The organism is Rhodococcus sp. Leaf247, from assembly GCF_001426185.1.
Lineage (GTDB): Bacteria > Actinomycetota > Actinomycetes > Mycobacteriales > Mycobacteriaceae > Rhodococcoides.
Map to the genome: position 1 here is coordinate 406,298 of NZ_LMRP01000003.1, position 23,430 is coordinate 429,727.

Sequence of the window (23,430 nt, forward strand, 5' to 3'; positions counted from 1 at the left end):
GGGAGGAATCGGGGCTGTCGTTTTCGGTGTCCGAGGGGGGACTTGAACCCCCACGTCCGTTAATAGGACACTAGCACCTCAAGCTAGCGCGTCTGCCATTCCGCCACTCGGACATCACGCGTCACATGATGCTCGTGACCGCGCCGCACCCATGTTCTCGGTGCGGTCGCTAAATCTAGCCGATGCGCGGCTGTGGACCAAAACCGCACGTCGGAGGCGCGCCGGACGCGTTCGAATGGTAGGAACGAGCTGTGCCTACACACGGAGAACAGTTGCCCGACGCTGCACCGAACGGCGCCACCGTGGCGGTGGAGGAGGTCGTCGACCTCGTCGCCTCGCTCATCCGATTCGACACGTCGAACACCGGTGAGCTCGAGACCACGGTGGGGGAGCGCGAGTGCGCCGAATGGGTGGCCTCGCAGCTCGAGGCCGTCGGGTACGAGACCGAGTACGTCGAATCCGGGGCGCCCGGCCGCGGCAACGTCTTCGCACGGCTGTCGGGCGCGGACAGCTCCCGCGGCGCTCTGCTGGTGCACGGCCACCTCGACGTCGTTCCCGCCGAACCTGCCGACTGGAGCGTTCACCCGTTCTCGGGTGCCGTGGAGGACGGCTACCTGTGGGGCCGCGGCGCCGTCGACATGAAGGACATGGTCGGCATGGCCCTGGCGTTGGCTCGCCAGTTCAAATCCACCGGCACCGTTCCGCCGCGCGACCTGGTCTTCGCGTTCCTCGCCGACGAGGAAGCGGGCGGCAAGTACGGGTCGCACTGGCTCGTCGAGAACCGCCCGGACCTGTTCGACGGAGTCACCGAAGCGGTGGGCGAGGTCGGCGGGTTCTCCCTGACCGTCGCGACACCCGAGGGCGACGAGCGACGGCTCTACCTCGTCGAGACCGCCGAGAAGGGCCTGGCCTGGATGCGTCTCACGGCGAAGGCCCGCGCCGGACACGGGTCGTTCCTGCACGAGGAGAACGCGGTCACGTACCTCGCGGAAGCCGTTGCGGCACTGGGTAATCATCAGTTCCCCCTCGTCATGACCGACTCGGTGACCGAGTTCCTCGCCGCGGTCAGCTCGGAGACCGGCCTCGAGTTCGATCCCGCGTCGCCGGACATCGACGGCACCCTGGCCAAGCTCGGCAGCATCGCGCGCATCGTCGGTGCCACGCTGCGCGACACCGCCAACCCGACCATGCTCTCGGCCGGATACAAGGCCAACGTCATCCCGCAGACCGCGTCGGCCACCATCGACTGCCGGGTCCTGCCGGGCCGTAAGGCCGAGTTCGAACGCGAGGTCGACGCTCTCATCGGACCCCACGTCGAACGGTCCTGGATCACGGACCTCGAGCCGTACGAGACCACGTTCGACGGTCATCTGGTCGACGCGATGAACGACGCGATCCTGGCGTTCGACGACAACGGCCGCACCGTCCCGTACATGCTCTCGGGAGGAACCGATGCGAAGGCCTTCGCGAAACTGGGCATCCGGTGCTTCGGATTCGCGCCCCTCAAACTGCCCCCGGAACTCGACTTCGCGGCGCTGTTCCACGGCGTCGACGAACGGGTACCCGTCGAGTCGTTGATCTTCGGGACGAAGGTCTTCGAACACTTCCTGATGCACAGCTGACCAGCAGCCTGCTCCACCGATCCCGAAAAGGACCCTTCATGCCGCACGATCCGTACGCCGATCTCCCCGCTCTGCCCTCGTTCGACCTGACGTCCGACAGTTTCACCGACGGTCAGCCGCTGCACGACGACCAGGCCAGCGGGATCATGGGTGCCGGCGGTCACGACAACTCCCCGCATCTGTCGTGGTCGGGCTTCCCGGAGGAGACCAAGAGCTTCGTCGTCACCGTCTACGATCCCGACGCGCCGACGGCCTCCGGCTTCTGGCACTGGGCCGTCGCGAACATCCCGGTGACCACGACCACCCTGGTCGCCGGTGCCGGGGACGACGATTCGACGGGGCTGCCGAACCTGGCGATCACCTTGAAGAACGACGCCGGTCAGGCTCGCTACATCGGTGCAGCACCCCCGCAGGGCCACGGGCCGCACCGCTACTTCGTGGCCGTGCACGCGGTCGACGTGGAGAAGCTCGAGATCGACGAGACGGCGTCGCCGGCCTACCTCGGCTTCAACCTCTTCTCGCACGCCATCGCGCGCGCCGTGATCGTCGGAACCTACGAGCAGTAGGTCCTCACGCGGGCCGCCGGTCGTTCGCGCCCGTGCCGACAGCGTCGGCAACGGATGCGAACCCGGCGGCCCGTGCTCGCCGGGCGAGACCCACGGCGATTCGGCGGGCCCAGAACGGCCCTCCGTAGACGAATCCGGTGTACCCCTGCACCAGGGTGGCCCCGGCGAGGATGCGTTCCCAGGCGTCGTCTGCGGTCTCGATCCCGCCGACGGAGATCAGCGTCATGTTGTCGCCGACTCGTGTGCGGAGTCGACGCAGTACCGCGAGCGACCGGTCCGCGACATACGGGCCGGACACCCCGCCGGGGCCCAGGTCTGCCGCACCGGGTGTCGACAACCCCTCGCGGCCGATGGTCGTGTTGGTCGCCACGATGCCGGCCGATCCCAGTTCGAGCGCGAGATCGGCGACAGCGTCGACGTCCTCGTCCGACAGGTCGGGTGCGATCTTGACCAGAACCGGGACCGACACCGAACTGGCCACGGCGGCGAGGAGCGGTCGCAGGGACTCGACCGCCTGGAGGTCGCGGAGGCCGGGCGTGTTCGGTGAGCTGACGTTCACGACGACGAAGTCGGACAACGGTCCGAGCAATCGTGCACTGGTGGTGTAGTCGACAGCGGCGTCGGCCGCGGCCACGATCTTCGTCTTGCCGATGTTGGCGCCGATCGGGATGTCGCCCCGCCGGCGGCGGAGCCTGTCCGCGACGGCATGTGCGCCCGGGTTGTTGAACCCCATGCGGTTGAGCAGACCGCGATCGTCCGGCAGGCGGAACAGTCGCGGCTGCGGGTTGCCCGGTTGGGCCTGCGCGGTGACGGTGCCGACCTCGGCGAACCCGAAGCCGAGCGGACCCCACGCGTCGACACCGTGACCGTTCTTGTCGAATCCGGCGGCCAGCCCGACGGGCGTCGGGAAGGTGACACCGAAGGCGGTCGTCACCAGGGCCGGATCGCGCACCGCGAGTACTCGTGCCACCAGAGCGCGCAGGGGAGCGAACCGCGTCACCCACACCATCGCCGCGAAGGCGAGATGGTGGATGCGCTCGGGAGGCAGCAGGAACATCGTGCGCAACAACAGCCGGTAGGGGCTCACAACCGGGTCACCTTTTCATCTCGAGGTCACATTCCCGGTTCCGGGATGTGCTGAGTCGTCTTGCGTCGCTTGAGAAGTACTCGTCGACTTCCATCGGTGTAGAGACGGACGCGGGAAAGTTCCCAGCCGCCGAATTCGGCCGAGATCGCCAATCGCATCGACGCCGTGACGCGCGTGACGTCGGGGGGAAGTTTGATGGGGACGTACTCCCAGTCGTCGGACTGGGTCTCCCAGCCCACGGGCAGCGCCCGGTTGTGTCGGTTCACCTGTCCCACTCTCATCAGGGTTACGTACGAGTCGGAATCACCTGGACTCCGGCACCAGTGTTCGAGCCTACGAAAAGATTGCCGCTCTGCGAATCGACGGCGAGCGAATCGGGCTGGCGCACCGTAGGGAACCGTGCCGACTCGACGGGCATTCCTGACGAGATGTCGAAGCCGATCACCTCGTTCAGCGCCGTCGCGGTGATCCAGACGGTGCCGTCGTCGCTGCACGCGACCGCGAACGGCGATCCCGGCACGGGGAAGCGCTGGCGCATGATCAGGTCGTCCCCGGTGAAGATCAGCAGTTCGTCGTCGGTGGTGTCGGCGACGACGATCGCGCCGTTCGCGCAGCCCGTCATCCTGGTCGCACCGTCACCGGCTCGCAGTGCCTCGCCGAGTCGCTCCGCGTCGACGTCGACGGCCGTCACCGACGTCTGGCGGGTGTCCAGCGACACCAGTTCGTCCCCGGCGCGCACCAGGGCGTCCACCGATGCCTGACCGGGGACGGTCGAGTCCACCGATCCGTCGGCGGAGAGGATGACCACGGTGCCCGTGGGTGTTCCGACGGCATAACCGTCGTCCCACACGACGGCCGACGCCGCCCCGCCGTCGACCGGAACGTCCGTGCTCTCGCCGGACTCGACGTTCACCCGGACGATCCCGTCCGGTGTGGTGACGAGGACCTCGCCGTCCCGACCGGGCGAGACCGATGTGCCCGCCGCGGACAGGCGCACGACGCGGGGCGAGCCGTCGCCGGCCGCATCGGCCAGTGTCAGCGTCGTGCCGTCGTCGGTGAGGACGGCGACGGTGCGCGTGGACGGCTCGACGGTGAGAGCATCGACCGTGCCCGCAGGGCCGAATCGGGGATCGGCGACCACGCCGGCCGGGGTCACCACCGCGTCCGGAGACACGGCAGCGGTCTCGGGCTCACGCGTGTTCAGTTGTTCCGGATCGTCGTTCGACGAACACCCGACTGTGACCGTCGTCACTACCGCAAGGGTGACGGCGAGGAAACGGGTACGGCTGACGCGACGGGGGCGCGCGAGGGGCATAGTTCTCCGATCGTCGGCGCGGGGGTCGGCTGCGCCGGTTCCTATCCGATCACCCGACCGGGGTGGGGGAATCACGGGGGATGGCGGGGGATACCGCGATCACAGTTCAGTACCGTCCGAGAGGACCATGACGCAGGTGTCAGGAGCATCGATCGTGATGAACGACTCACAGGGGGACTTCACCGTGGACGACGTGTCCCCGGGTGCCCATGCCCACGGTTTCGGAACCACGGCGGACGGCCGGAACTTCGCGTTCCGCGTGCGCGGCAAGACGCTCCACCTGGAGGTGTACCGGGCCGACATGGTCGACGCCGTACCCAGTTCGACCGACCTCGAGGCGGTCGCCGAGACGGACGTCACCGACGTCGATCTCTGCGACGAACGGTCCATCGTCGCGGCCGTGCGCGATCTGGCGCCGACGGCCCGACCTGTCGATCCGACCCATTCCCCGGACACGACACTGATCCGGTCGCTGTGGGGACGGCTCGGCGGGTCCTGATCAGGAGCTGACGTCGTCGAGCGCCGAGGTGATCGCCGTCGGCAGTTCGACGTCCTCGGCCGCGAGCACGCCCGTGAGCTGACCGATGTTGCGCGTTCCGACGACGGTCGAGGAGATGCCGGGACGGTCACGCGCCCAGGCCACCGCGACGGCCAGCGGGGACGTCCCGAGCCCGTCGGCGGCAGTGATGACGGCCTCGACGACCTTCGCGGCGTCGTCACCCAGGAAGGGCATCAACGAGCGCACCCGCTGATCGTCGGCACCTCGCGAATCGGCCGGAACGCCGTCCCGGTACTTGCCGGTGAGCACTCCGCCCGCCAGCGCCGCCACCGCGATCACACCGACACCGTGGTGTTCGGCAGCCGGAAGCAGGTCGTCCTCGATGCCGCGGGCCATCAGCGAGTACTCCGCCTGCGCGGCGACGATCGGCGTCTGCGCTGCAGCTGTCGCCACCTGCCACGCGGTGAAGCCCCGCACACCCGCGTATCGCACCCGACCCGAGGTCACCGCGTAGTCCACGGTGGCCGTGACCTCCTCGAGCGGCGTCTGCGGATCCCACGCGCCGACACTCCACAGGTCGAGGTGGTCCGTCCCGAGGTCACGCAGCGTGTGATCCAGTTCGCGCAGGAGAGCTCGGCGGGAGCAGTCGACGGTCCAGCGCCCGGTCTCGTCCGGACGGGACACCCCCGCGTCGACACTGAGGACGAGGTTCTCGCGGGGAACGACGTCGTCGAGCAGTTCGGAGAGAACGCGCAGGGCGCGGCCGTCGCCGTAGGCCGCCGACGTGTCGACGAGACTTCCGCCCGCCTCGGCGAACGCCGTCAGCTGAGCGGCCGCGTCGTCACCGTCCACGCCGCGACCCCACTCGCCGGTCCCGAGCCCGAGCCGTGACACGCGCAACCCACTGGTCCCGACCGTTCTGTGCTTCATGAGGGCAACGCATCCGTTTCGCCGTTTTTCGGTCGTGTCATGTCCTGCCGACACGATGGTCGAGGCACGACCCTAGTACGGTCGTCCCTCGTGACTGCGACAGGAAACCATGTGCGACATGGCATCGCCCGGCTCGACTCCTCGCTCCGGGCCGGTGCACGATGATCGCCGAGTCCATGTCCTGGGTCCAGGCACTGGTCCTGGGTGCCGTGCAGGGACTGACCGAATTCCTTCCCGTGTCGTCGTCCGCGCATCTGCGCATCGTGTCCGAGGTGTTCTTCGGTGACGACGCCGGCGCGTCGTTCACGGCCGTGACGCAGCTGGGCACCGAAGCCGCCGTGCTCCTCTACTTCGCGCGCGACATCGGTCGGATCATCGCGGCGTGGTTCCGCGGTATCGCGGACAAGTCGCAGCGGGACACCCTCGACTACCGGATGGGGTGGTACGTGATCTTCGCGACCATCCCGATCGGTGTCCTCGGGTTCCTGTTCAAGGACGCCATCCGCACCGGCGCCCGCAATCTGTGGATCACGGCGACGCTGCTCATCGTGTTCGCCGTGGTCATCGCGATCGCCGAGAAGGTCGGTCGCCAGACCCGACCGATCGAGAAGCTCACCACTCGTGACGGCCTGGTCATGGGCGCCGCGCAATGCCTCGCCCTGATCCCCGGTGTCTCTCGGTCGGGCGCCACCACCAGCGCAGGACTGTTCATGGGGCTCACCCGCGCCGCGGCCGTCCGCTTCTCCTTCCTGCTGGCCATTCCCGCCGTGACGGCCTCCGGCCTCTTCTCGCTTCCCGACGCGTTCGAACCGGCCGGAGAAGGACTGCAGGCATCGGGAGCCCAGTTGATCGTCGCCACTCTGGTGGCCTTCGCGTTGGGCTACGCCTCCATCGCGTGGCTGCTGCGGTTCGTCGAGAACCATTCGCTCTACTGGTTCGTCGGATACCGCATCGCGGTCGGCGCAGCGGTTCTCGGCCTCCTGGCGACGGGCGTCGTCGCAGCCAACTGACACTAGGCTGGACTCATGACCGTCATCCTCCTGCGCCACGGACGTTCCACGTCCAACACGGCCGGCACCCTCGCCGGCCGATCGGAGGGCGTCGAGCTGGACGATCTCGGTCGGCAGCAAGCCGACCGCGTCGTCACGCGGTTGGAGGGCCTGACCATCGGCGCGATCGTGCGATCGCCGCTGCTGCGGTGCGAGCAGACGGTGGCACCGCTGGCCGCAGCCCTCGGCCTCGAGCCCGTGGTCGAGGACCGCCTGCTCGAGGTCGACTACGGCGACTGGACCGGCAAGCCCATCAAGGACCTGCTCGGTGAGCCGCTGTGGAAGGTCGTCCAGCAGCACCCGTCGGCCGCGGTGTTCCCGTCGGGCGAAGGGCTGGCCGACGTCCAGACCCGTGCCGTCCGCGCGATCCGTGACCACGACGCGCGACTCGCCGCCGAGAACGGAGCGGACGTCGTCTGGGTGGCGTGCTCGCACGGCGACGTCATCAAGTCGATCCTCGCCGATGCGCTCGGCTCGCACCTCGACCAGTTCCAACGCATCGTGGTCGATCCCGCGTCGATCAGTATCGTTCGGTACACCGAGACAAGGCCGTTCGTGCACCGGGTCGGCGACCTGGGCGGGGATCTGTCGCAATTCGTGCCGAAGCCGCCGTCCGACGACGACAAGACCGACGCGGACAAAACCGAGGCCTCGGAATCGGACGCCGTGCCCGGTGGTTCCACCGGTAGGTAGACAGCACGCGGATAATGGATTCAACAGCCGCTGTAGTTCGTGCGGCGCGATCTCAGGAGGTGCATGCATGCCACGCGCGATTCACGTCTTTCGCACCCCCGACCGGTTCGTCGCCGGAACAGTGGGTGAGCCCGGCGACCGTTCCTTCTTCCTCCAGGCCGTCCACGATGCCCGAGTGGTGTCCGTAGCCCTGGAGAAGCAGCAGGTCCAGGTCCTGGCCGATCGTGTCGGGTTGCTTCTCGACGAGGTGGCGCGGCGCTTCGGCACCGACGTTCCGCCCGAGGAAGCGGACCCGACGGACATCGACCCTCTCGTCATGCCCGTCGACGCGGAGTTCCGCGTCGGCACCATGGGGCTCGGCTGGGATGCCGACGCGGGTGCCGTCGTCGTCGAACTGCTGGCCGTCACGGAGACCGAGCTCGACGAATCGGTCGTTCTCGACGACACCGACGAGGGGCCGGACGCCGTCCGCGTCTTCCTCAGCCCGGAGCAGGCCCGCGAGTTCGCGGCCCGCAGCGAACGTGTGATCGCGGCAGGCCGACCGCCGTGTCCACTGTGCGGTGAACCGCTCGCACCCGGGGGCCATATGTGTATCCGCACCAACGGGTACCGCCGGGGAATCACGCTCGGCACCGATACCACCGAGTTCGGGGACGAGTCCTGACGTCCGGCGACGGCGCCACCACGTGGACCGCCGACGACGCCGCTCTCCTCGCGGACGGGGAGATGACCATCGTCGGCCGAGTGGTGCAGGCGAGCAACGCCACGCTGGTGTGCGAGATTCCGCGAGCCGAATCCGACGTGCCTCTCCGGTGTGTCTACAAACCGGTTCGCGGCGAGCAACCGTTGTGGGACTTCCCGGACGGCACCCTTGCCGGGCGGGAGGTGTCGTCGTACATGATCTCCGACGCCCTCGGCTGGGACGTGGTGCCGACGACGGTACTGCGCGACGGCCCCATCGGGCCGGGCATGGTGCAACGCTGGATCGACACCGTCGAGCGGCTCCCCGAGAAGGGTGAGGGCATCGACCTCGTCGACCTGTGCCGCCCGGACCTCGTCCCGTCGAGCTACATTCCGGTGCTCCGTGCGTACGACGACAACGGCGACGAGGTCGCGCTTGTCCACGCGGACGATCCGCGGCTGAACCGGATGGCCGTGCTCGACGTCGTCATCAACAACGCCGACCGCAAGGGCGGCCACGTTCTCGAGTCCCCGGACGGGAGCGTCTACGGCGTCGATCACGGCATCGCGATGCACAGCCAGAACAAGTTGAGGACCGTCCTGTGGGGGTGGGCAGGTCGGCCCATCGACGCAGCCCTCGTCGCCGATCTGGTCGAGCTGTCCCGCGAGCTGCGCGGCGATCTCGGTGATCGTCTGGCGCCCCACATCACCGATGTAGAGATCGCGGCACTCGCCGCTCGCGTGGCCGGGATCCTCGCCGATCCCGTCATGCCGGCGCCGTCGTCCAGTCGCCCCATTCCGTGGCCTGCGTTCTGACCGGGCACGCGCGGAACCGGTGAGCGCCACCGGATAGTCTGGCGGCATGCAGTCGTGGCCCGAAGTGGACGTTCCCAGCGTGCCGGGCGAGGGCCCGCCGCTCCGCCTGTTCGATACGGCCGATCGTGCCGTCCGGCCGGTGTCGCCCGGCTCGACGGCCACCATGTACGTCTGCGGCATCACGCCGTACGACGCCACGCACCTCGGTCACGCGGCCACCTACCTGACGTTCGATCTGATCAACCGTGTGTGGCGCGATGCCGGACACGACGTGCACTACGTCCAGAACGTCACCGACGTCGACGATCCGCTCTTCGAGCGTGCGGCACGTGACGGCGAGGACTGGGTGTCGCTGGGGCAGCGTGAGACGGATCTGTTCCGGTCCGACATGACCGCTCTGCGCGTCATTCCGCCCCGCGACTACATCGGCGCCGTCGAATCGGTGACCGAGGTGGTCGAGCTCGTGGAGAAGCTGGTGGCCTCCGGCGCCGCCTACGTCGTGGACGATGCCGAGTACCCCGACGTGTACTTCCGCGCCGACGCCACCGAGCAGTTCGGGTACGAGTCCGGCTACGACCGCGCCACCATGGACACGTTCTTCGCCGAACGCGGCGGAGATCCCGACCGCCCCGGCAAGCGCGACCCTCTGGATGCGCTGATCTGGAAGGCCGAGCGTCCCGGCGAGCCGTCGTGGCCGTCGCCGTTCGGCCCCGGTCGCCCCGGCTGGCACATCGAATGCGCCGCTATCGCCTTGAACCGCATCGGCTCCGGCTTCGACGTGCAGGGTGGCGGCAGCGACCTCATCTTCCCGCACCACGAGTTCTCGGCTGCGCACGCCGAATCCCTCACCGGTGCAGAACGATTCGCGCGTCACTACGTCCACACGGGCATGATCGGTCTCGACGGCGAGAAGATGTCGAAGTCGCTCGGCAACCTCGTCCTGGTGTCCAAGCTGACGGCCGCCGGTGTCGATCCCGGTGCCATCCGCCTGGGCCTCCTCGCCGGTCACTACCGGCAGGACCGCACGTGGACCGATCAGATCCTCTCCGACGCGCAGGATCGACTCGCCCTGTGGCGCAAGGCCGTCGCGCTCGAGTCGGGCCCGTCCGCGGACGACACCATCGCCCGCGTACGTCAGCACCTCGCCGACGATCTGGACTCCGCCAAGGCCCTCGACGCCCTCGATGCGTGGGCTCGCGACGCCCTGTCGCTCGGCGGATCCGACTCCGGAGCGCCGGGGTTGGTGGCGTTGGCAGTGGATGCGTTGCTGGGTGTGACGCTCTAGCTCGCAGGGTGGTGTTTCTGCTCCTCTCGGCGCGCGTCCGAGCGGGATCCCGCCGGTTCCGGGCGCGAGGGGAGCAGAAACACCGCATCCACAGATAGATCGTTGATCCCCGGGTCGACGATCGCCGCAGGTCGCGGTCTTCGCCGCCGAGCGCCGACGAGCCAGCGTTCAGGACATGCTGACGCCACGGGTCTCCTCGCTCTCGGATTTGCTGGCTGCCGGTATGTCGGCCACGACGATTCGCCGACGCTTCCACCGCATCCTGCCCGGGGTCTTCTGCCAGGAGGAGCCCACCTGGTTCGACCGCTGCATGGCCGTGACTCTGTGGCGTCCCGACGCCCTCCTCAGCCACAGGACTGCCGCCAGGTTGTACGGGTGGATCGACGAGCCGACGACCGTCGAGGCCCTTGTCGACGCCTCCGCGAGACTGCGGCCGCCGGGGTGGCTGACTCTCCGCGGACGCACGCAGGGTGCCTGCGACGAGGTGCTGGGGCTACCGGTCACCACCCGGGAGCAGACCCTGATCGACTGCGCCGTGGTGCTGACCGCTGACGCCACCTACACCTCCGCGAAGTCCAGTCCACCCACCGCCGGCGCCGTCACGCGTCGGGTGAGCGGCGACCCGAGTGCCGCGGCCAGGTCGCTGCCGTCGTGCTCGGCGAGCAGCTCCCCGTTCTCCCAGACGAGAAGGGCTGCGCTGACGGTGTTCTCGGCGGTGGAGTGCGCCAGGTCGTAGTGCGCGCAGCCGGGAACGTCGCCGTAGGTGATCCACAGGTCGTAGCCGGTCATGAAGAGGTCGAGGTCGAATTGCACGCTGAGACCGAGAAGTTCGCTGCGGCCGTTGTCGTCGACGCCGGCGAAGGCCTCGTCGAGAGCGAGCAGCCGGGGGGAGTGCGGATCGGCCGACGACAGCATCACGTGCGCTGCCGCGAACAGCGGAAGGTGCAGCGAGACGGACTGTTCGCCGCCCGACAGTGCGCTGTGGCGTGCCACGGTCAGTCGGTCCTCGGCGCCGTCCGAGCCGATGAGGGTGAACGCGAAGACACGCCACTGCCGGTAATCCAGTGCGGTCGAGAGAATCTCGGGGTACGAACGCTCAGAGTGCTGTGCACGGGCGGTCCGGATCTGCGCGGCGAAGTGCATGCGCATCTCGGCGAGTTCGTCCGGTCCCAGAGCCGACGCGTCGCGCTCGAGCAACTTCGACACCGCGCGGGTGCTGTCGTCGAGAGTGTCGGCCAGGACCCAGTGCACACCGATGGTGTTGCCCGAGGACATCCGCCGCTGCTTCATCTCCGACCCCATGCGCGCGATCAGTTCGCGGGCATCGACGGTGCGCTCGTGGATCTGCTGAGCGAGACCGGTGAGCAGGGCATCTTCGAGGATGCGGCGCTCGGCGTCGGTGAGCAGGGTTTCCTGGTCTCGTCGCGCCGCATCGATGCGATCGGCGAAGTCGGCGATGGTCGCATGTCCCTGCTCGTCCTGTACTCGCACGACCGTGACGCCGTCCGCTGCGTCCCAGCTGAGGCGGAAGTCCTGACCGGATGCCGCGAGCTGGGCGTCGAATTCCTGGAGCGCGGCCGTGAGTGCGCTGCGTGTGGACCGCCGCGACGCGTCGCCGGCCTTCACCCGCTCGGTTGCGGTGCTCAGCTCGAGGTGCAGACGGCGGACTTCGACCGGCAGCACGTCCGGAGCATCGTCGGGGCCTGCGGCCGAGTCGATGCGGTACAGGAGTTGCTCGACGGTGGACCATGCCGCATCACTCGCAGGCCATGTGCAGTCGCGGGCCGCGCCGAGGACGGTCAGCAGATCACGGTGTGCGTACGGTGCCAGCCGGCCCGCATCGGTCAGGGCTTCGGTGAGCGCCGTCGTCAACCCGGCGACGGCGGTCTCGTGGGCTCCCTCTGCCTTGCCGATCGCTTCTCCCGATTCACGGTCCGCCTTGGTCGCGGCCCGCTGCTCCGCCTTGCAGGCCTCGATCCGTCGGCGTACCGCGTCGAGTTCGGCGTCGATCTTCTCGGCTCCGGCACCCAGCGCATCCCGCAAGGTCTCCAGCTTGGTGAACTGCTGCTCGTACTCCGTCTCGGCTATCGCCGCTTCCTCGGCGTATTCCTCCGCGAGAATCTGCGCCTCGTCGAGGCGACCGGACGCCTCACGGTCGCGCTCGGCGGACCGATCGGAGTCGCCCCGGTAGCGCAGTATCGACGACCCGGTGTTCTCGAAATGCCGGATCGCAGCGGCGAGTGCATCGAGGTCGCGAGGAGTGTACGGCGCACGACGGGCCACGGCGTCACTGCGAAGGCGACGCTCGGCAGCGGTCAGGTCGGCCACGGCACGATCGAGTTCCCGGTCGGCTGCGGTCGCGGCGTCCGCGGTCGAGCGCAGTGCGCCCGCAGCGGACGCGACGGTGCGCAACGCCGAGGTGACGGTCGATGCACGGGGCACTGCGCCGACCGCAGCGCGGATTCCGTCGAGATGCGCGCGGGCGTCCTCGGCGATGCGTTCGGCGTCGTCACGGCGCGATTCGGCCGCCTCGAGAGCCGCATCGATCTCGGCGATGCGCGCCGCGCGACGTGCGGCGCGAGCCGTTGCACCGATGTATTCGGCGGTCGGTTTGTGGTGGCGACCGAGGACGACGCCGTGTCGGAAGGTTCCGTCGCGTCCGACGCGGACCCGGTCGCCGTCCGCAGACAGCGATACGGACGTGAGGATGCGCTGCACCAGATCATGCGGTACAGAGATGTCGGTTTCGACGAGCAGGACGTCCGCCAGCGACGGTCCGTCGACGGCATCGGCCGGAACGAGGAACTGTTCGGACTCCGAGCCCGCCGGAACGGTCTCGGCGACCCACGCATCGAGCATCCCGGAGGCTTCGAGCGCCGCCTCGACGCCCGCTGCCTCGTCGGCCGGGACGCTGTCGGCGAACCGCACGAGCGTCCAGAACGGGGCGCCCGAGAGCCCGGACCTGTCACCGGTCCGAGTCGCCGGCGGCGCCGGAGCATCGTCGTGTTCGGCTGCGATCGACGCTCGTTCGGCCGTCAGGTCGGCGATGGTGCTCGCGGCGTCGTCACGCGTCTGCAGGGCTGCTGATCGTCGATCACGCACGGTGTCGAGAAGATCGCGCACACCGTCGCTCAGCACCTCGGCCGGTGACGGAGCGTCGTCCTGCCCGACGGTCGCGACCGCGTCGGTCACCGACTCGATCAGTCCGGGGACGCCGAGTCGTGCCGAATGCTGTGACCACCACGCGCGCAACGATTCCGCGTACGTCGATCGGGCGATCTCGACGGCTGCCTCCGCCTCGTGAACCGCCGCCGACGACGCATCGTGCGACTCGTGGGCACGCGACGCTGCGCGTTCGGTTCGCGTGCGTTCGGTAGTGGCGCGGTCGACGACCGCCAGCGCTGCACGCACGGCGCGGACGTCGCCGTCCCGTTCCTCCGCATGACCGCGCACGGCCGCGGTGATCTGATCCGTTCGGGCGTCGCGGGGGAGCGGCGTCCAGGCGATGCCGGCGTCTTCGGCGGCTGCCAGAAGTTCGTCCTCGGCGCGGGAGATGGCGGCGGTGGCCTCACGCAACGACGCTGCCGCAGCCTCGGATTCACGACGCCGGACATCGACCGACTCGAGTGCCTTGCTCGCCTTGTCCCGTTGTTGCCCGGTGGACACCTCGAGCTTGCGCACCGCGTCGGCCAGATCGTCGAGTTGTTGCTTGCCCTCGTACGCCGTCGACCGTTGCAGGGTCTGCTGATCGGCGACCGCGAGATCGAGTGCGCGCTCGGCTGCCTCGAACCTCGTCTCCGCCTCCACCCGCTCGATTCGACGCCGCTCCCGTAACTCCTTCGCGGCGAACAGCGCGACGGTGGCGTGGTCGACAGCCTCGAGCCGACGCGTGACCTGGTCGACGTCGGTTTTGGCCTGGACGCCGAGGTAGGTGGAGTAGACGCCGACGAAACGCTTCGACGCGAGATCCGCCTGCACCAGGCCCTCGAGGGCGCGGCCGACCTCCTCCATGTCGCTGAACGACCGTGCCGCCTCCAGGACGAGGTGTTCGTCGAGGGGGCGGAGGCCGTCCGACAGCGCGCGCGACAATCCCTTCGGGTCCAGATTCTTGGCCAGCTGCGGGCGGCGCAAGGTCAGGATGAGGGTGATCAACTGGTCGTAGCGTTCCGCGCCCAGTCCGAACATGCGGGCGTCGATCGCGGCCCGGTAGTCCACCGGGCGGTCGACGATGGCGTCGGTGCCGATGAGTTCTGCGAGCTGCTTCTTGGTCAGCGGGCGGTCGTCGGCGCCGAACAGGGAGAAGTCGACCCCGACGCGCCCCTCCGCGACGAAATACCAGCGCGTGACCTTGTCCGCGGACTTGGTGGCGCGCATGCCGATACCGACAGTGACCGCTTCAGGATCGTCACGGTCACCTCGGGCGAACTCCATCCACACGTACGAGTGCGCCGAATCCTGGCCCCGGTACAGGAGGTTGGACTTCATCGTCCGCTCCTCGCCGGCGAACGGGTTGAGTCGACGGGGTTCGATACGGCCGTCGAGGACGAAGGGGAAGAGCACCTCGAGCGCCTTGGTCTTGCCCGATCCGTTGGGTCCGCGGAGCACGAGGCGACCGTCGGCGAACGAGAACTCCTGATCGCGGTAGTCCCACAGGTTGACGATTCCGGCGCGCGTGGGCTTGAACCTGGTACTCGACGTCACGGGGTGAACTCCTGGAACTCGGACTGCCCGATGCCGGACGGTGGGAAAAGTTGGATCGTGGCGTGCTCGCGGACCGTGACGACGACGCCCCGGTAGCGAGCGAGGGCAGGGAGGGCGACGATTCCACCGCGGACCGGCGCGACGAGCGACAGGTCGGTGAGGAGTCGGACTGCCGCTCGGCGAACTCCGAGACGGTCGGACTGCCACTGGGCGGCGAAGGTACGGCCGTACGCGTCGACGAGCGCTCCGACCGTGTCGTCGATCCACTCGTCGGCGAGGAACGAATGCCGGCCGGGCTCGATGTCGTCCGCGTCGTGCTCGGACTCGTCGTCGGCGAGATCGTCTGCGAGAGAATCGAAGACGCTGCCGTCGGGGATGGCGGAGTCGAGGGCGTCGATCAACTCCGCGGTGCGGTCGGCAGGCGCCTCGACAGTGCGTCCGTCCTCGACGTCGGGGTCGAGCACGCGGTCGGCGATCTCGCCGGCCAGGAGCAGAGCGACCTGTGCGACGGTGCCCGTGGACGGGAACCTGGTGTCCGACAGTCGGCCCGACGTGTCGATCAGGGCCACTCCTTCGGCGCGACGTTCCGCCGCGAGCCCGGTCAGCAGGCGCACGTCGTCGATCGATGTGGGGTCGAGTACAGCGTCGGTCAGGTAGACCACGGGCCGTTCGACCAACGCCCGCCTGGCCCGTCGAGAGTCGTCCGTCGGGTCGGCCAGAAGCCCTGCGGCGCTGCGCAGATGCTGGACGGCGCGCGGTGGTCGGAACAACGCGACGACGACGGATCGATCGATGTCGTACAGGGCTTCGCCGGCGTCGGGATTGCTCGCCCAGCCACCGGCGTCTCCGTCGGCCAGGGTGATGGCGCCGCGGGCGGACAGCCAACCGACGGCATCGACGAAGGCGTCGCGATCGGCGGCACGCTCGGTGTCCAGGTCCACGCCGACGACGCGGCCGGCTTCGGCGGCAACGTGATCTGCCAACTCCGACAACGTGATCTGGTCACCGGCGCGGCCCAGGGCAGCGAGGGACAACGCGAGGAACGAGTACCGGCGGCGGTCGAAGACCCGGTCGGACGCGGTGCGAGCAGGTTGGGTCGGGTCCAGGCGGTCCAGCACCGGGTACAGCCGAGCCGTGGTCTCGGTGACCTCGAGCCGGTACCCGAACATCTCCAGCATGTCCTCCCGCAACTCCGTCGCCCAGCGGCGGACCAGGGGTAAGGCGATGCGGTCGGGATACGTGCGGGTGATCAGGTGGTGGGACAACACTGTTCGCGCAGCACGCTGGTACGAGTCGAGCGCGAGGCTCGGGATCGTCCGCGCCCTCATCGCCGCGTACCGATGGTCAGGGACAGTCGATCGAGGTGCAGCAGTCCACGTTCCGTGCGGACGACGGTGGACCGCTCGTGCGGAGCCAGAGTCAGGGTCACGCCGCCCTCGGAGCCGGTGGAGGAGCCGACGCGACCGGACACGGGAACACGGGCAGTCAGTGCAGCATTGAGCAGGCCGAGCAGCACGTCCGTTTCCTCACCGGTCAGGTCGCGGTCGTACACACCGTGATCGGCCAGGGACCGGGCGGCGTCGGCTCGCTGCCTCTGCACGCTCAACTGCTGTTCGCGAAGGCGTCGTACACCGGAATCGTTGCGCTGCACTCGCGCCGGTGCACCGGCTGCGGGCGGTCGACCGGTCTCCGCCAGCGTGCGCGAGATCTCCACCGGCGGTGCGTCCCACCACGACCGGGACACGGGAACGATGTCGTCGTCGGGGTGGACCATCGAGAGGTGGCGTGGTCTCCCCAACCCGAACACGGCGCCGAACAGGGCGTGGGCGGCGTCCTCGGTGGGTGCGGACGCGAACCACCCGGCCAGATGTCGCAGCTGGGACTCGCGACTGACCCCGCCCTTGCGGGTCTCGGTGACGCGGCGCAGCAACGACAGCACCGCCGCGATGGCACTCATCGTGCCCTCGCGGAGTCGATCCGACTCGGTCGGATCACCGTCTGTCGAGCTGAACCAGTGAACGAGTCCCGTCCACCGCCCCGCCCAGTCGGCGCGCCGCTCGTCGGGGGTCAGGAACACTCTCTCGTCGCTCGCAGCGGCGCGATCGAGCAGGGCCTCGAGCCCGGTGGCGTCCACCTTCTCGATCGCCGCCGTGAGCTTGGGTCCGAAACGAGCCAGGTCGAGGCTGAACTCGCGCATATGCGAGAGCAGAGCGTCCTTGTGCGCGAGGAACGATTCCGGGGTGACATCCGTCGTCCGCACCAGGTCACCGAGTGAGAGGTAGAAGTGCGCGGCGCGAGTGGCCATGTCGCCCAGCGCCGTGTCCAACCGGTTCAGCTTGCGGTAGACCAGATCGGCATCGCCGGCGCTGTTCGCCGCGGCCAGCTCGGCGAGGTCTCCGAGCAACTCCGGCAGGACCAGCCGCGACAACGAGGCGTCCTCGGGACGAGCCGCGAGCACGTCCTCGACTGCGCGGTATGCCTGATATCCGACCTGTCCGAACTGGTAGACGTAATGCCGGTTGCGGTACTCGGCGAGGGTCGCCGCGCGCGTGCCGTCGTAGCTCCGTTCGAGCACTCCCCAGGTGTGCAGCTGTTCGAGCAGCGGGCTGATCTCCACACCGGTGAGAACGTCGGCGCCCTCGGTGCGGGCCAGGATGTCGGACACCTCACCGGCGTGCAGGAGCACGACGTATCCGGCGCGGGCATGGTCGAACGCTCGAAGAACCCGCAGGTAGTCGGCACGTTTCTCGGCTGTGGCGAACGAGAAGAGCCGGAGCCTGTCGTCCACCACGTAGGAGTCGGCGGATTCGGTCACTGCAACAGGGTAGGCGGTCAGGACAGTCGGACAGCCACCTGCCCGTCGACGACGTCGGCGCTGTAGGTCGCGACCGTTCCGATGCCCTCGGTGGTGCACCGGCCGGTGTCCAGGGAGAACTGGTACTGGTGCAGGGGACACACGACGACTGCTCCGTCGATCTGCCCGTCCGCCAGCGGCCCGCCGCGATGTGGGCACACCGCGTCCATCGCGCGCACCGTCCCGTCGGTCAGGAGGAAGACGGCGATCTGTCGCCCGTCGACGACGTACGTACGGCCTTCGCCGGGGGTGAGATCGTCGACGGTCCCCACGACGGTCGCCTGTGCTGTCGTCATCGGATTGCGGGAAGGCCGGAGGCCGGTCGGGGTCGAACCGGCACCTGAGGCAGCGGGAGCAGGGGGAGGGAGGGTGCGAACTGGGCGGGTGACCGCGGCGCCGCACGTTCCTTCCACGGATCGGTGTAGCCGTCGATGGAGATCTGGATGCGCTCGTCGAGTCCTGCACAGAGGCCCTCGGCATCGTCGACGAGCAGTCGCTGCAGCGTTTCGAGGCCGACCCGCGGCACGAAGGCGTAGGTCCGCTCGAGCCACTTGGCCTCCTCGCGGTAGTACTGGATGAACCGGCCCGCGAGGGTGAGGACTTCCTCGGGGGAGTCGACGGTCGCGAGAACGTCGCCCTTGCGGATATGTGCGCCGGCCGCGCCGCCGACGTAGATCTCCCACCGGCCGTCGCCGACGGCCACCACACCGAAGTCCTTGCAGAGCGCCTCGGAGCAGTTGCGGGGGCATCCGGCTACGGCCAACTTGAGCTTCGCGGGCGTTTCGAGACCCTGGAACCGTTCCTCGATGGCGATGCCGAGTGCTGTCGAATCGCCCAGCCCGAAGCGGCAGAAATCGCTACCGACACACGTCTTCACGGTGCGCATGCTCTTGCCGTAGGCGTATCCGGACGGCATGTCGAGATCGCCCCACACGTTCGGCAGGTCTTCCTTCTTGATGCCGAGCAGGTCGATGCGCTGACCACCGGTGACCTTGACCAGTGGGACCCCGTACTTGTCCGCGACGTCCGCGATCTTCCGCAGCTGGTCCGGGGTGGTCACGCCGCCCTTCATCTGTGGAACGACGGAGAAGGTGCCGTCGCGCTGGATGTTGGCGTGTACGCGGTCGTTGATGAACAGCGCGCCTCGCTCGTCGACCCAGTCGGGTCCCCAGACCACGCGCAGCAACGAGGCCAGCGGCATCTTCGCTGTCGCGTCCTCGGCATCGGCCAGCGCATCGAACACTGCGGAGACGGATCGGAGGTTCTGCGAGCGGACGGCCTCGATGAGCTCGGGCTTGGACATCGGGATGCAGGGGACGTACCAGTCCGCCGCAGGATCGACGGTGAGTGCCCCACCGGCGGCGCAGGCGACGATGTCCGCGACCAAGCCCTTGCAGGATCCGCATCCTTTGCCCGCACGGGTCTTTCCCACGACCTCGGAGACAGTGGTGGCCCCGCCGTGCACGCACGCGACGATGTCACCCTTCGTGACCCCGTTGCAGTTGCACACCTGCACGTCGTCGGACAGCTCGGCCGCGCCGGTCTCGGCGCTGGGTGTGCCCATGTCGAAGAGCATGCTGATGCGCTCGTCGGGAAGCGGCACCTTCTCGTCGAACGCCTGGGTCAGGAAACTCACCTTGCTGATGTCACCCAGCAGCATCGCGCCGATCAGCTTGTTGTCGCGCACGACCACCGACTTATAGGTGCCGCTTCGGGGTTCGTAGAACTGCACGAACTCGTCGGTGTCCCGCTCGGGGCCCTTGACGCCCATCGCGGCGACGTCGACGCCCGCGACCTTGAGCTTCGTCGTCAGCCGCGAACCATGATATGCCGCAGCCGGATTCGCACCGGTCAGCACGTCGGCCAGGACCGACGCCTGCTCCCACAAGGGAGCCACGAGGCCGTACACCTCACCGCGGTGCTGGCAGCATTCTCCGACCGCGTGGATCGCCCCTTCGTCCTCGCACCGCATCTGATCGTCGACGACGATGCCGCGCTCGATCACCAGTCCGGCACGCCGCGCGAGGTCGACGTTGGGGCGGATGCCGGCAGTCACGACGATCATGTCCGCGGGCAGGGTGGAACCGTCGTTGAACGCGACCCCGGTGACTGCGCCGCTGTCGTCCCGCAGCACCGCCGTGGTGCGCTTGGACGTGTAGACGCCGACGCCGAGGTCCTCGATCTTGTTGCGCAGCACGCGTCCACCACGTTCGTCGAGCTGCTGGTTCATCAGGTGACCGGGGGAGTGCACGACGTCGACGTCGATGCCTTGAGTGCGCAAACCGTAGGCGGCTTCGAGTCCCAGCAGTCCGCCACCGATGACGACGGCGCGGATGCCGTCGCGGGAGGACGCCATCTGCAGCATCCCGTTGGTGTCCTCGATCGTCCGGAAACCGAAGACGCCGCGCGCCAGTCTGCCGTCGGCCTCTCGAAGTCCGTCCATGTTGGGAAAGAACGTCGTGCTCCCGGTCGCGATGATCACGGTGTCGTACGGGACGACTCGCCCGCTCTCGCATGTCACGTTCTTGGCGAATCGGTCCAGCGCGACCGCCCGGTCACCGACGTGGAGGGTGACGCCGTTCTCCCGGTACCAGGCCATGGGGTTGAGCATCAGATCGTCGTCGTCGATGGACGACTCACCCGAGAGCACGTGCGAGAGCATGATCCGGTTGTAGTTGCCGTACGGCTCGTCGCCGATCATCGTGACGTCGAACTTGTCGGGGTCGCGGCCGAGGATCTCCTCGACGGTGCGAGCCCCCGCCATTCCGTTGCCGACGACGAGCAGTCGGTGCCGTCCTGCTGCAGGCGACATCAGAAGATCATCATCCCGAAGTCGACGACGACCTCGCCGCTGCAGCCGTCGGGTGCGGCGACGGTGAGTTCGAGAACCGAGTCCGGATCGACGTCCTCGACGACGCGCAGCGGAACGTTGACGCTCGCCTTCGCGCCCATCGGGAACACGCGCATCGACTCTCCGTCGCGCGTGAGCGTGACGACGACCAGTTCGTCGGAGGAGTTACCGCCGCGGAAGTAGAGCGGCTGGGCGGTCAGGCCCGACGGAACGGTGTATGCCGTGGCGGCGTCGAGAAGCTCGGACTTACCCAGGCCGTGCCCGACGAAGGGGAAGACGCCTTGGATGAACTTCGGAGTGCTGGCCATGGGACGACTGTCCGTGCACGCGGTGACGGCACTGCTGCGCTCGTGTTACGGCGGCGTCATCATTCACTCTCGAGCGCGACCGGCGCTCTGTCAGGTCTTCGGCCCGGTCATCACCAGCGGCGCGACGACTGCCAACAGGACGGCGGGGATGACGAACGCCAGCGTCGGGTGCACCCCGTACAGCGGGGTCAGCGCGAGCGGAGCGAAGGCCGCCCCCGAGAACCGGAACGACTGGACGACCGAGACGGCGCCGCCGCGGTTCGCCCCCGACGAGCCGAGGACTGCGGCGTTGACGCCGACCAGGATGAACTGGCTCGCGACACCCGCTGCTGCCCAGACGAGGCCGACAACCACCAGGCTGGGCATGGTGCCGGCGAGGGTGACGAGGACCGCGCCGACAGGAGCGGCGCCCACGATCGCTCGACGTGGACCGATGCGGTCGATCAGTCCACCGACGCGTCGTGCCACCAGGATTCCGGCGACGCCGAACACGGTCAGCAGCAGTCCGCGCTGGGTGGAGGACAGGCCGAACGTGTCCTCGGCGCGGAAGGCGACGAGGAAGTTGAGGCCTCCCAGGGCGCCCCAGCCGAGGAGCGCGACCACCGCCACGCGCAGGACCGGGACGGTGAGGGCGTCGCGGAGGCGTTCGGGACGACCGCCGGGGGTGGACGGCGATGTCGCCGGGGGAAGTCCGACGAATCCGAGGATCGCAGCGACGACGGCCAGCACGACGAACGCATACCGCCAGTCGAACTCCGCGGCGAGGCCACCGACCAGCGGAGCGCTGGTCTGACCTGCTGCCTGCAGGGCGCCGAACGTGCCGAGAACCCGTCCCAGGCGCTCGCGCGGAGTCACGGCAGCCAGTGACGCGAGAAGCAACGGCGTCGTGAAGGAATTGCCGATGCCCTGGAGAGCGCGCGCACCCAGCAGCAGGTCGAGCGTGGGCGCGACCGCGCACAGGAGCGAGGAGACGACGTAGAGAAGGTAGGCGAGGCGCACGGTGCGCACGCGGCCCCACCGCGCGCCGAGGGTGCCCGACACGAGCATGGCCAGCGCGAACGGGAACAGGTACGCACTGAGGGTGGATGCCGCCGACCCGGTGGACACACCCAGGTCTGCCCCCATCTCGGGCAGCATCGACGACACCACTCCGCCGCCGAACGGGCCGAGGAAGCCGCCGGCGTACAGAGCGCCGATGCGGAGCCGTGCGAGTCGCGAGCTCACCGGTGACGAGCGCGCGTCACAACCCGAAGCTTCCGGGACCCCGTCGGCGTAGGTAGCGCTCGAACTCGGCGGCCAGCGCGTCACCGTCCACCTTGGAGACGGCCTCGGACATGTCGACCTCGGCGTCGCCGCGCTCTTCGAGAGTGCGGACGTACTCGGCGATCTCGTCGTCGTCCTTGGTCATCTCGGTGACCGACTCCTCCCAGTCCTCGGCCAACGAAGGAAGTTCGCCGAGAGGCACCTCGATGTCGAGGACGTCCTCGACGCGCTGCAGCAGGGCGACGGTGGCCTTCGGGTTGGGCGGCTGCGAGACGTAGTGCGGAACCGCTGCCCACAGGGACACGGCCGGGATGCCTGCCTTGACGCATTCGTCCTGAAGCACTCCGGTGATGCCGGTCGGGCCCTCGTACCGGGTCTGCTCGAGGTTGAACTGCTCCGCCGACTCGGTGCTGTACGCGGTGCCGGTCACCGGAACGGGCCTGGTGTGCGGTGTGTCGGCGAGCAGCGCGCCGAGAATGACGACCGTTTCGACGCCGAGCTGGTCGATGAACTCGAGCAGGTCGTCGCAGAAGCTCCGCCAGCGCATGTTGGGCTCGATACCGCGCAGGAGAACCACGTCGCGGTCGCTGCCGGGAGGCGAGCACACCGACAACCGCGTCGACGGCCACTCGATCTCGCGGGTGACACCGTCGACCTGGCGCACGGTGGGCCGGTTCACCTGGTAGTCGTAGTAGTCCTCGGAGTCCAGCTCCGCCAGAGGTGTCGCGTCCCAGATGAGCTCGAGATGCTCGACGGCACCGCTCGCGGCGTCACCCGCGTCGTTCCACCCTTCGAAGGCGGCGACGAGAATCGGGGCGCGCAGGGTAGGGAGGATCTCGCCCAGCTCGGAATCGACCGTTTCCTGGATCTCACTGGGGTCTCGAACCACGGGGGAATCGCCCTGGGGCGT

Annotated in this window: 21 protein-coding genes and 1 tRNA gene; 8 read left to right on the forward strand and 14 right to left on the reverse strand. The window is 68.6% G+C overall.

Features of this window, described 5'->3' with window-relative positions:
• Window positions 1–27: 27 nt before the first annotated feature.
• Window positions 28–113 (reverse strand) — tRNA-Leu (locus ASG64_RS17210).
• Between the two features lie 195 nt (window positions 114–308).
• Here ASG64_RS17210 and ASG64_RS17215 point away from each other — a divergent pair.
• Complete coding sequence (locus ASG64_RS17215) at window positions 309–1,622, forward strand: M20/M25/M40 family metallo-hydrolase (RefSeq protein ID WP_056075157.1); 1,314 nt, start codon at window positions 309–311, stop codon at window positions 1,620–1,622.
• Between the two features lie 38 nt (window positions 1,623–1,660).
• On the forward strand, window positions 1,661–2,188 hold the full coding sequence (locus ASG64_RS17220) for a YbhB/YbcL family Raf kinase inhibitor-like protein (protein ID WP_056074802.1): 528 nt from the start codon (window positions 1,661–1,663) through the stop codon (window positions 2,186–2,188).
• Window positions 2,189–2,192: 4 nt separating this feature from the next.
• Here ASG64_RS17220 and ASG64_RS17225 read toward each other — a convergent pair whose 3' ends face one another.
• From ASG64_RS17225 to ASG64_RS17235, 3 genes are read right to left on the reverse strand one after another with little or no spacing between them, the layout of a single operon-like run.
• Window positions 2,193–3,275 (reverse strand): quinone-dependent dihydroorotate dehydrogenase, encoded by a 1,083-nt coding sequence (locus ASG64_RS17225; protein ID WP_268793339.1) that lies wholly within the window; start codon window positions 3,273–3,275, stop codon window positions 2,193–2,195.
• A gap of 26 nt (window positions 3,276–3,301) precedes the next feature.
• Window positions 3,302–3,541, reverse strand: coding sequence for a DUF5703 family protein (locus ASG64_RS17230; protein WP_156148720.1), 240 nt, complete (start codon window positions 3,539–3,541; stop codon window positions 3,302–3,304).
• A 20-nt stretch (window positions 3,542–3,561) separates the two neighbouring features.
• Complete coding sequence (locus tag ASG64_RS17235; RefSeq protein ID WP_056074804.1) at window positions 3,562–4,527, reverse strand: YncE family protein; 966 nt, start codon at window positions 4,525–4,527, stop codon at window positions 3,562–3,564.
• A gap of 220 nt (window positions 4,528–4,747) precedes the next feature.
• Between ASG64_RS17235 and ASG64_RS17240 the strand changes: the two genes are divergently transcribed.
• A complete protein-coding gene (locus ASG64_RS17240) occupies window positions 4,748–5,089 on the forward strand; it encodes a hypothetical protein (protein WP_042572519.1) in 342 nt (113 codons plus the stop codon).
• Here the strand turns inward: ASG64_RS17240 and ASG64_RS17245 are convergent, their stop codons facing one another.
• Window positions 5,090–6,019, reverse strand: coding sequence for an aldo/keto reductase (locus ASG64_RS17245; protein ID WP_056074806.1), 930 nt, complete (start codon window positions 6,017–6,019; stop codon window positions 5,090–5,092).
• Window positions 6,020–6,183: 164 nt separating this feature from the next.
• Here ASG64_RS17245 and ASG64_RS17250 point away from each other — a divergent pair, with 164 nt between their 5' ends.
• The 5 genes from ASG64_RS17250 (at window position 6,184) to mshC (ending at window position 10,543) form a co-directional block, all read left to right on the forward strand.
• The gene (locus ASG64_RS17250) at window positions 6,184–7,029 is read left to right on the forward strand and encodes an undecaprenyl-diphosphate phosphatase (protein ID WP_200933495.1); all 846 of its coding nucleotides are present in this window, start codon (window positions 6,184–6,186) and stop codon (window positions 7,027–7,029) included.
• Between the two features lie 15 nt (window positions 7,030–7,044).
• Entirely contained in the window at window positions 7,045–7,761 is a 717-nt protein-coding gene (locus ASG64_RS17255) for a histidine phosphatase family protein (protein ID WP_042572495.1), read from the forward strand.
• Window positions 7,762–7,828: 67 nt separating this feature from the next.
• The gene (locus tag ASG64_RS17260; protein WP_056074808.1) at window positions 7,829–8,425 is read left to right on the forward strand and encodes a DUF3090 domain-containing protein; all 597 of its coding nucleotides are present in this window, start codon (window positions 7,829–7,831) and stop codon (window positions 8,423–8,425) included.
• Window positions 8,422–9,258, forward strand: a complete 837-nt coding sequence (locus ASG64_RS17265) for an SCO1664 family protein (protein ID WP_268793344.1) — start codon at window positions 8,422–8,424, stop codon at window positions 9,256–9,258. Before ASG64_RS17260 ends, ASG64_RS17265 begins: the two co-directional genes overlap by 4 nt.
• Before the next feature lie 46 nt (window positions 9,259–9,304).
• Complete coding sequence (gene mshC / locus ASG64_RS17270; protein WP_056074809.1) at window positions 9,305–10,543, forward strand: cysteine--1-D-myo-inosityl 2-amino-2-deoxy-alpha-D-glucopyranoside ligase; 1,239 nt, start codon at window positions 9,305–9,307, stop codon at window positions 10,541–10,543.
• A gap of 168 nt (window positions 10,544–10,711) precedes the next feature.
• Here the strand turns inward: mshC and ASG64_RS17275 are convergent, their stop codons facing one another.
• The 9 genes from ASG64_RS17275 to ASG64_RS17315 form a co-directional block, all read right to left on the reverse strand.
• Window positions 10,712–11,101, reverse strand: coding sequence for a hypothetical protein (locus ASG64_RS17275; RefSeq protein WP_156388451.1), 390 nt, complete (start codon window positions 11,099–11,101; stop codon window positions 10,712–10,714).
• Window positions 11,102–15,244 (reverse strand): TIGR02680 family protein, encoded by a 4,143-nt coding sequence (locus tag ASG64_RS17280; protein ID WP_056074813.1) that lies wholly within the window; start codon window positions 15,242–15,244, stop codon window positions 11,102–11,104.
• Window positions 15,241–16,572: a DUF2398 family protein gene (locus ASG64_RS17285; protein ID WP_056074814.1), complete on the reverse strand. Its 1,332-nt coding sequence runs from the start codon at window positions 16,570–16,572 to the stop codon at window positions 15,241–15,243. The genes ASG64_RS17280 and ASG64_RS17285 overlap by 4 nt, the downstream gene beginning before the upstream one ends.
• Window positions 16,569–18,059, reverse strand: a complete 1,491-nt coding sequence (locus ASG64_RS17290) for a TIGR02677 family protein (RefSeq protein ID WP_235579641.1) — start codon at window positions 18,057–18,059, stop codon at window positions 16,569–16,571. Before ASG64_RS17290 ends, ASG64_RS17285 begins: the two co-directional genes overlap by 4 nt.
• Window positions 18,060–18,076: 17 nt before the next feature.
• Window positions 18,077–18,394: a Rieske (2Fe-2S) protein gene (locus ASG64_RS17295; RefSeq protein WP_042572489.1), complete on the reverse strand. Its 318-nt coding sequence runs from the start codon at window positions 18,392–18,394 to the stop codon at window positions 18,077–18,079.
• Complete coding sequence (gene nirB, locus ASG64_RS17300) at window positions 18,391–20,910, reverse strand: nitrite reductase large subunit NirB (RefSeq protein ID WP_056074816.1); 2,520 nt, start codon at window positions 20,908–20,910, stop codon at window positions 18,391–18,393. The genes ASG64_RS17295 and nirB overlap by 4 nt, the downstream gene beginning before the upstream one ends.
• Window positions 20,910–21,257: a hypothetical protein gene (locus tag ASG64_RS17305; protein WP_042572487.1), complete on the reverse strand. Its 348-nt coding sequence runs from the start codon at window positions 21,255–21,257 to the stop codon at window positions 20,910–20,912. The genes nirB and ASG64_RS17305 overlap by 1 nt, the downstream gene beginning before the upstream one ends.
• Before the next feature lie 90 nt (window positions 21,258–21,347).
• Window positions 21,348–22,481 (reverse strand): MFS transporter, encoded by a 1,134-nt coding sequence (locus tag ASG64_RS17310; protein ID WP_056074818.1) that lies wholly within the window; start codon window positions 22,479–22,481, stop codon window positions 21,348–21,350.
• 16 nt (window positions 22,482–22,497) lie between these two features.
• The gene (locus tag ASG64_RS17315; protein WP_056074819.1) at window positions 22,498–23,409 is read right to left on the reverse strand and encodes a PAC2 family protein; all 912 of its coding nucleotides are present in this window, start codon (window positions 23,407–23,409) and stop codon (window positions 22,498–22,500) included.
• Window positions 23,410–23,430 lie beyond the last annotated feature (21 nt).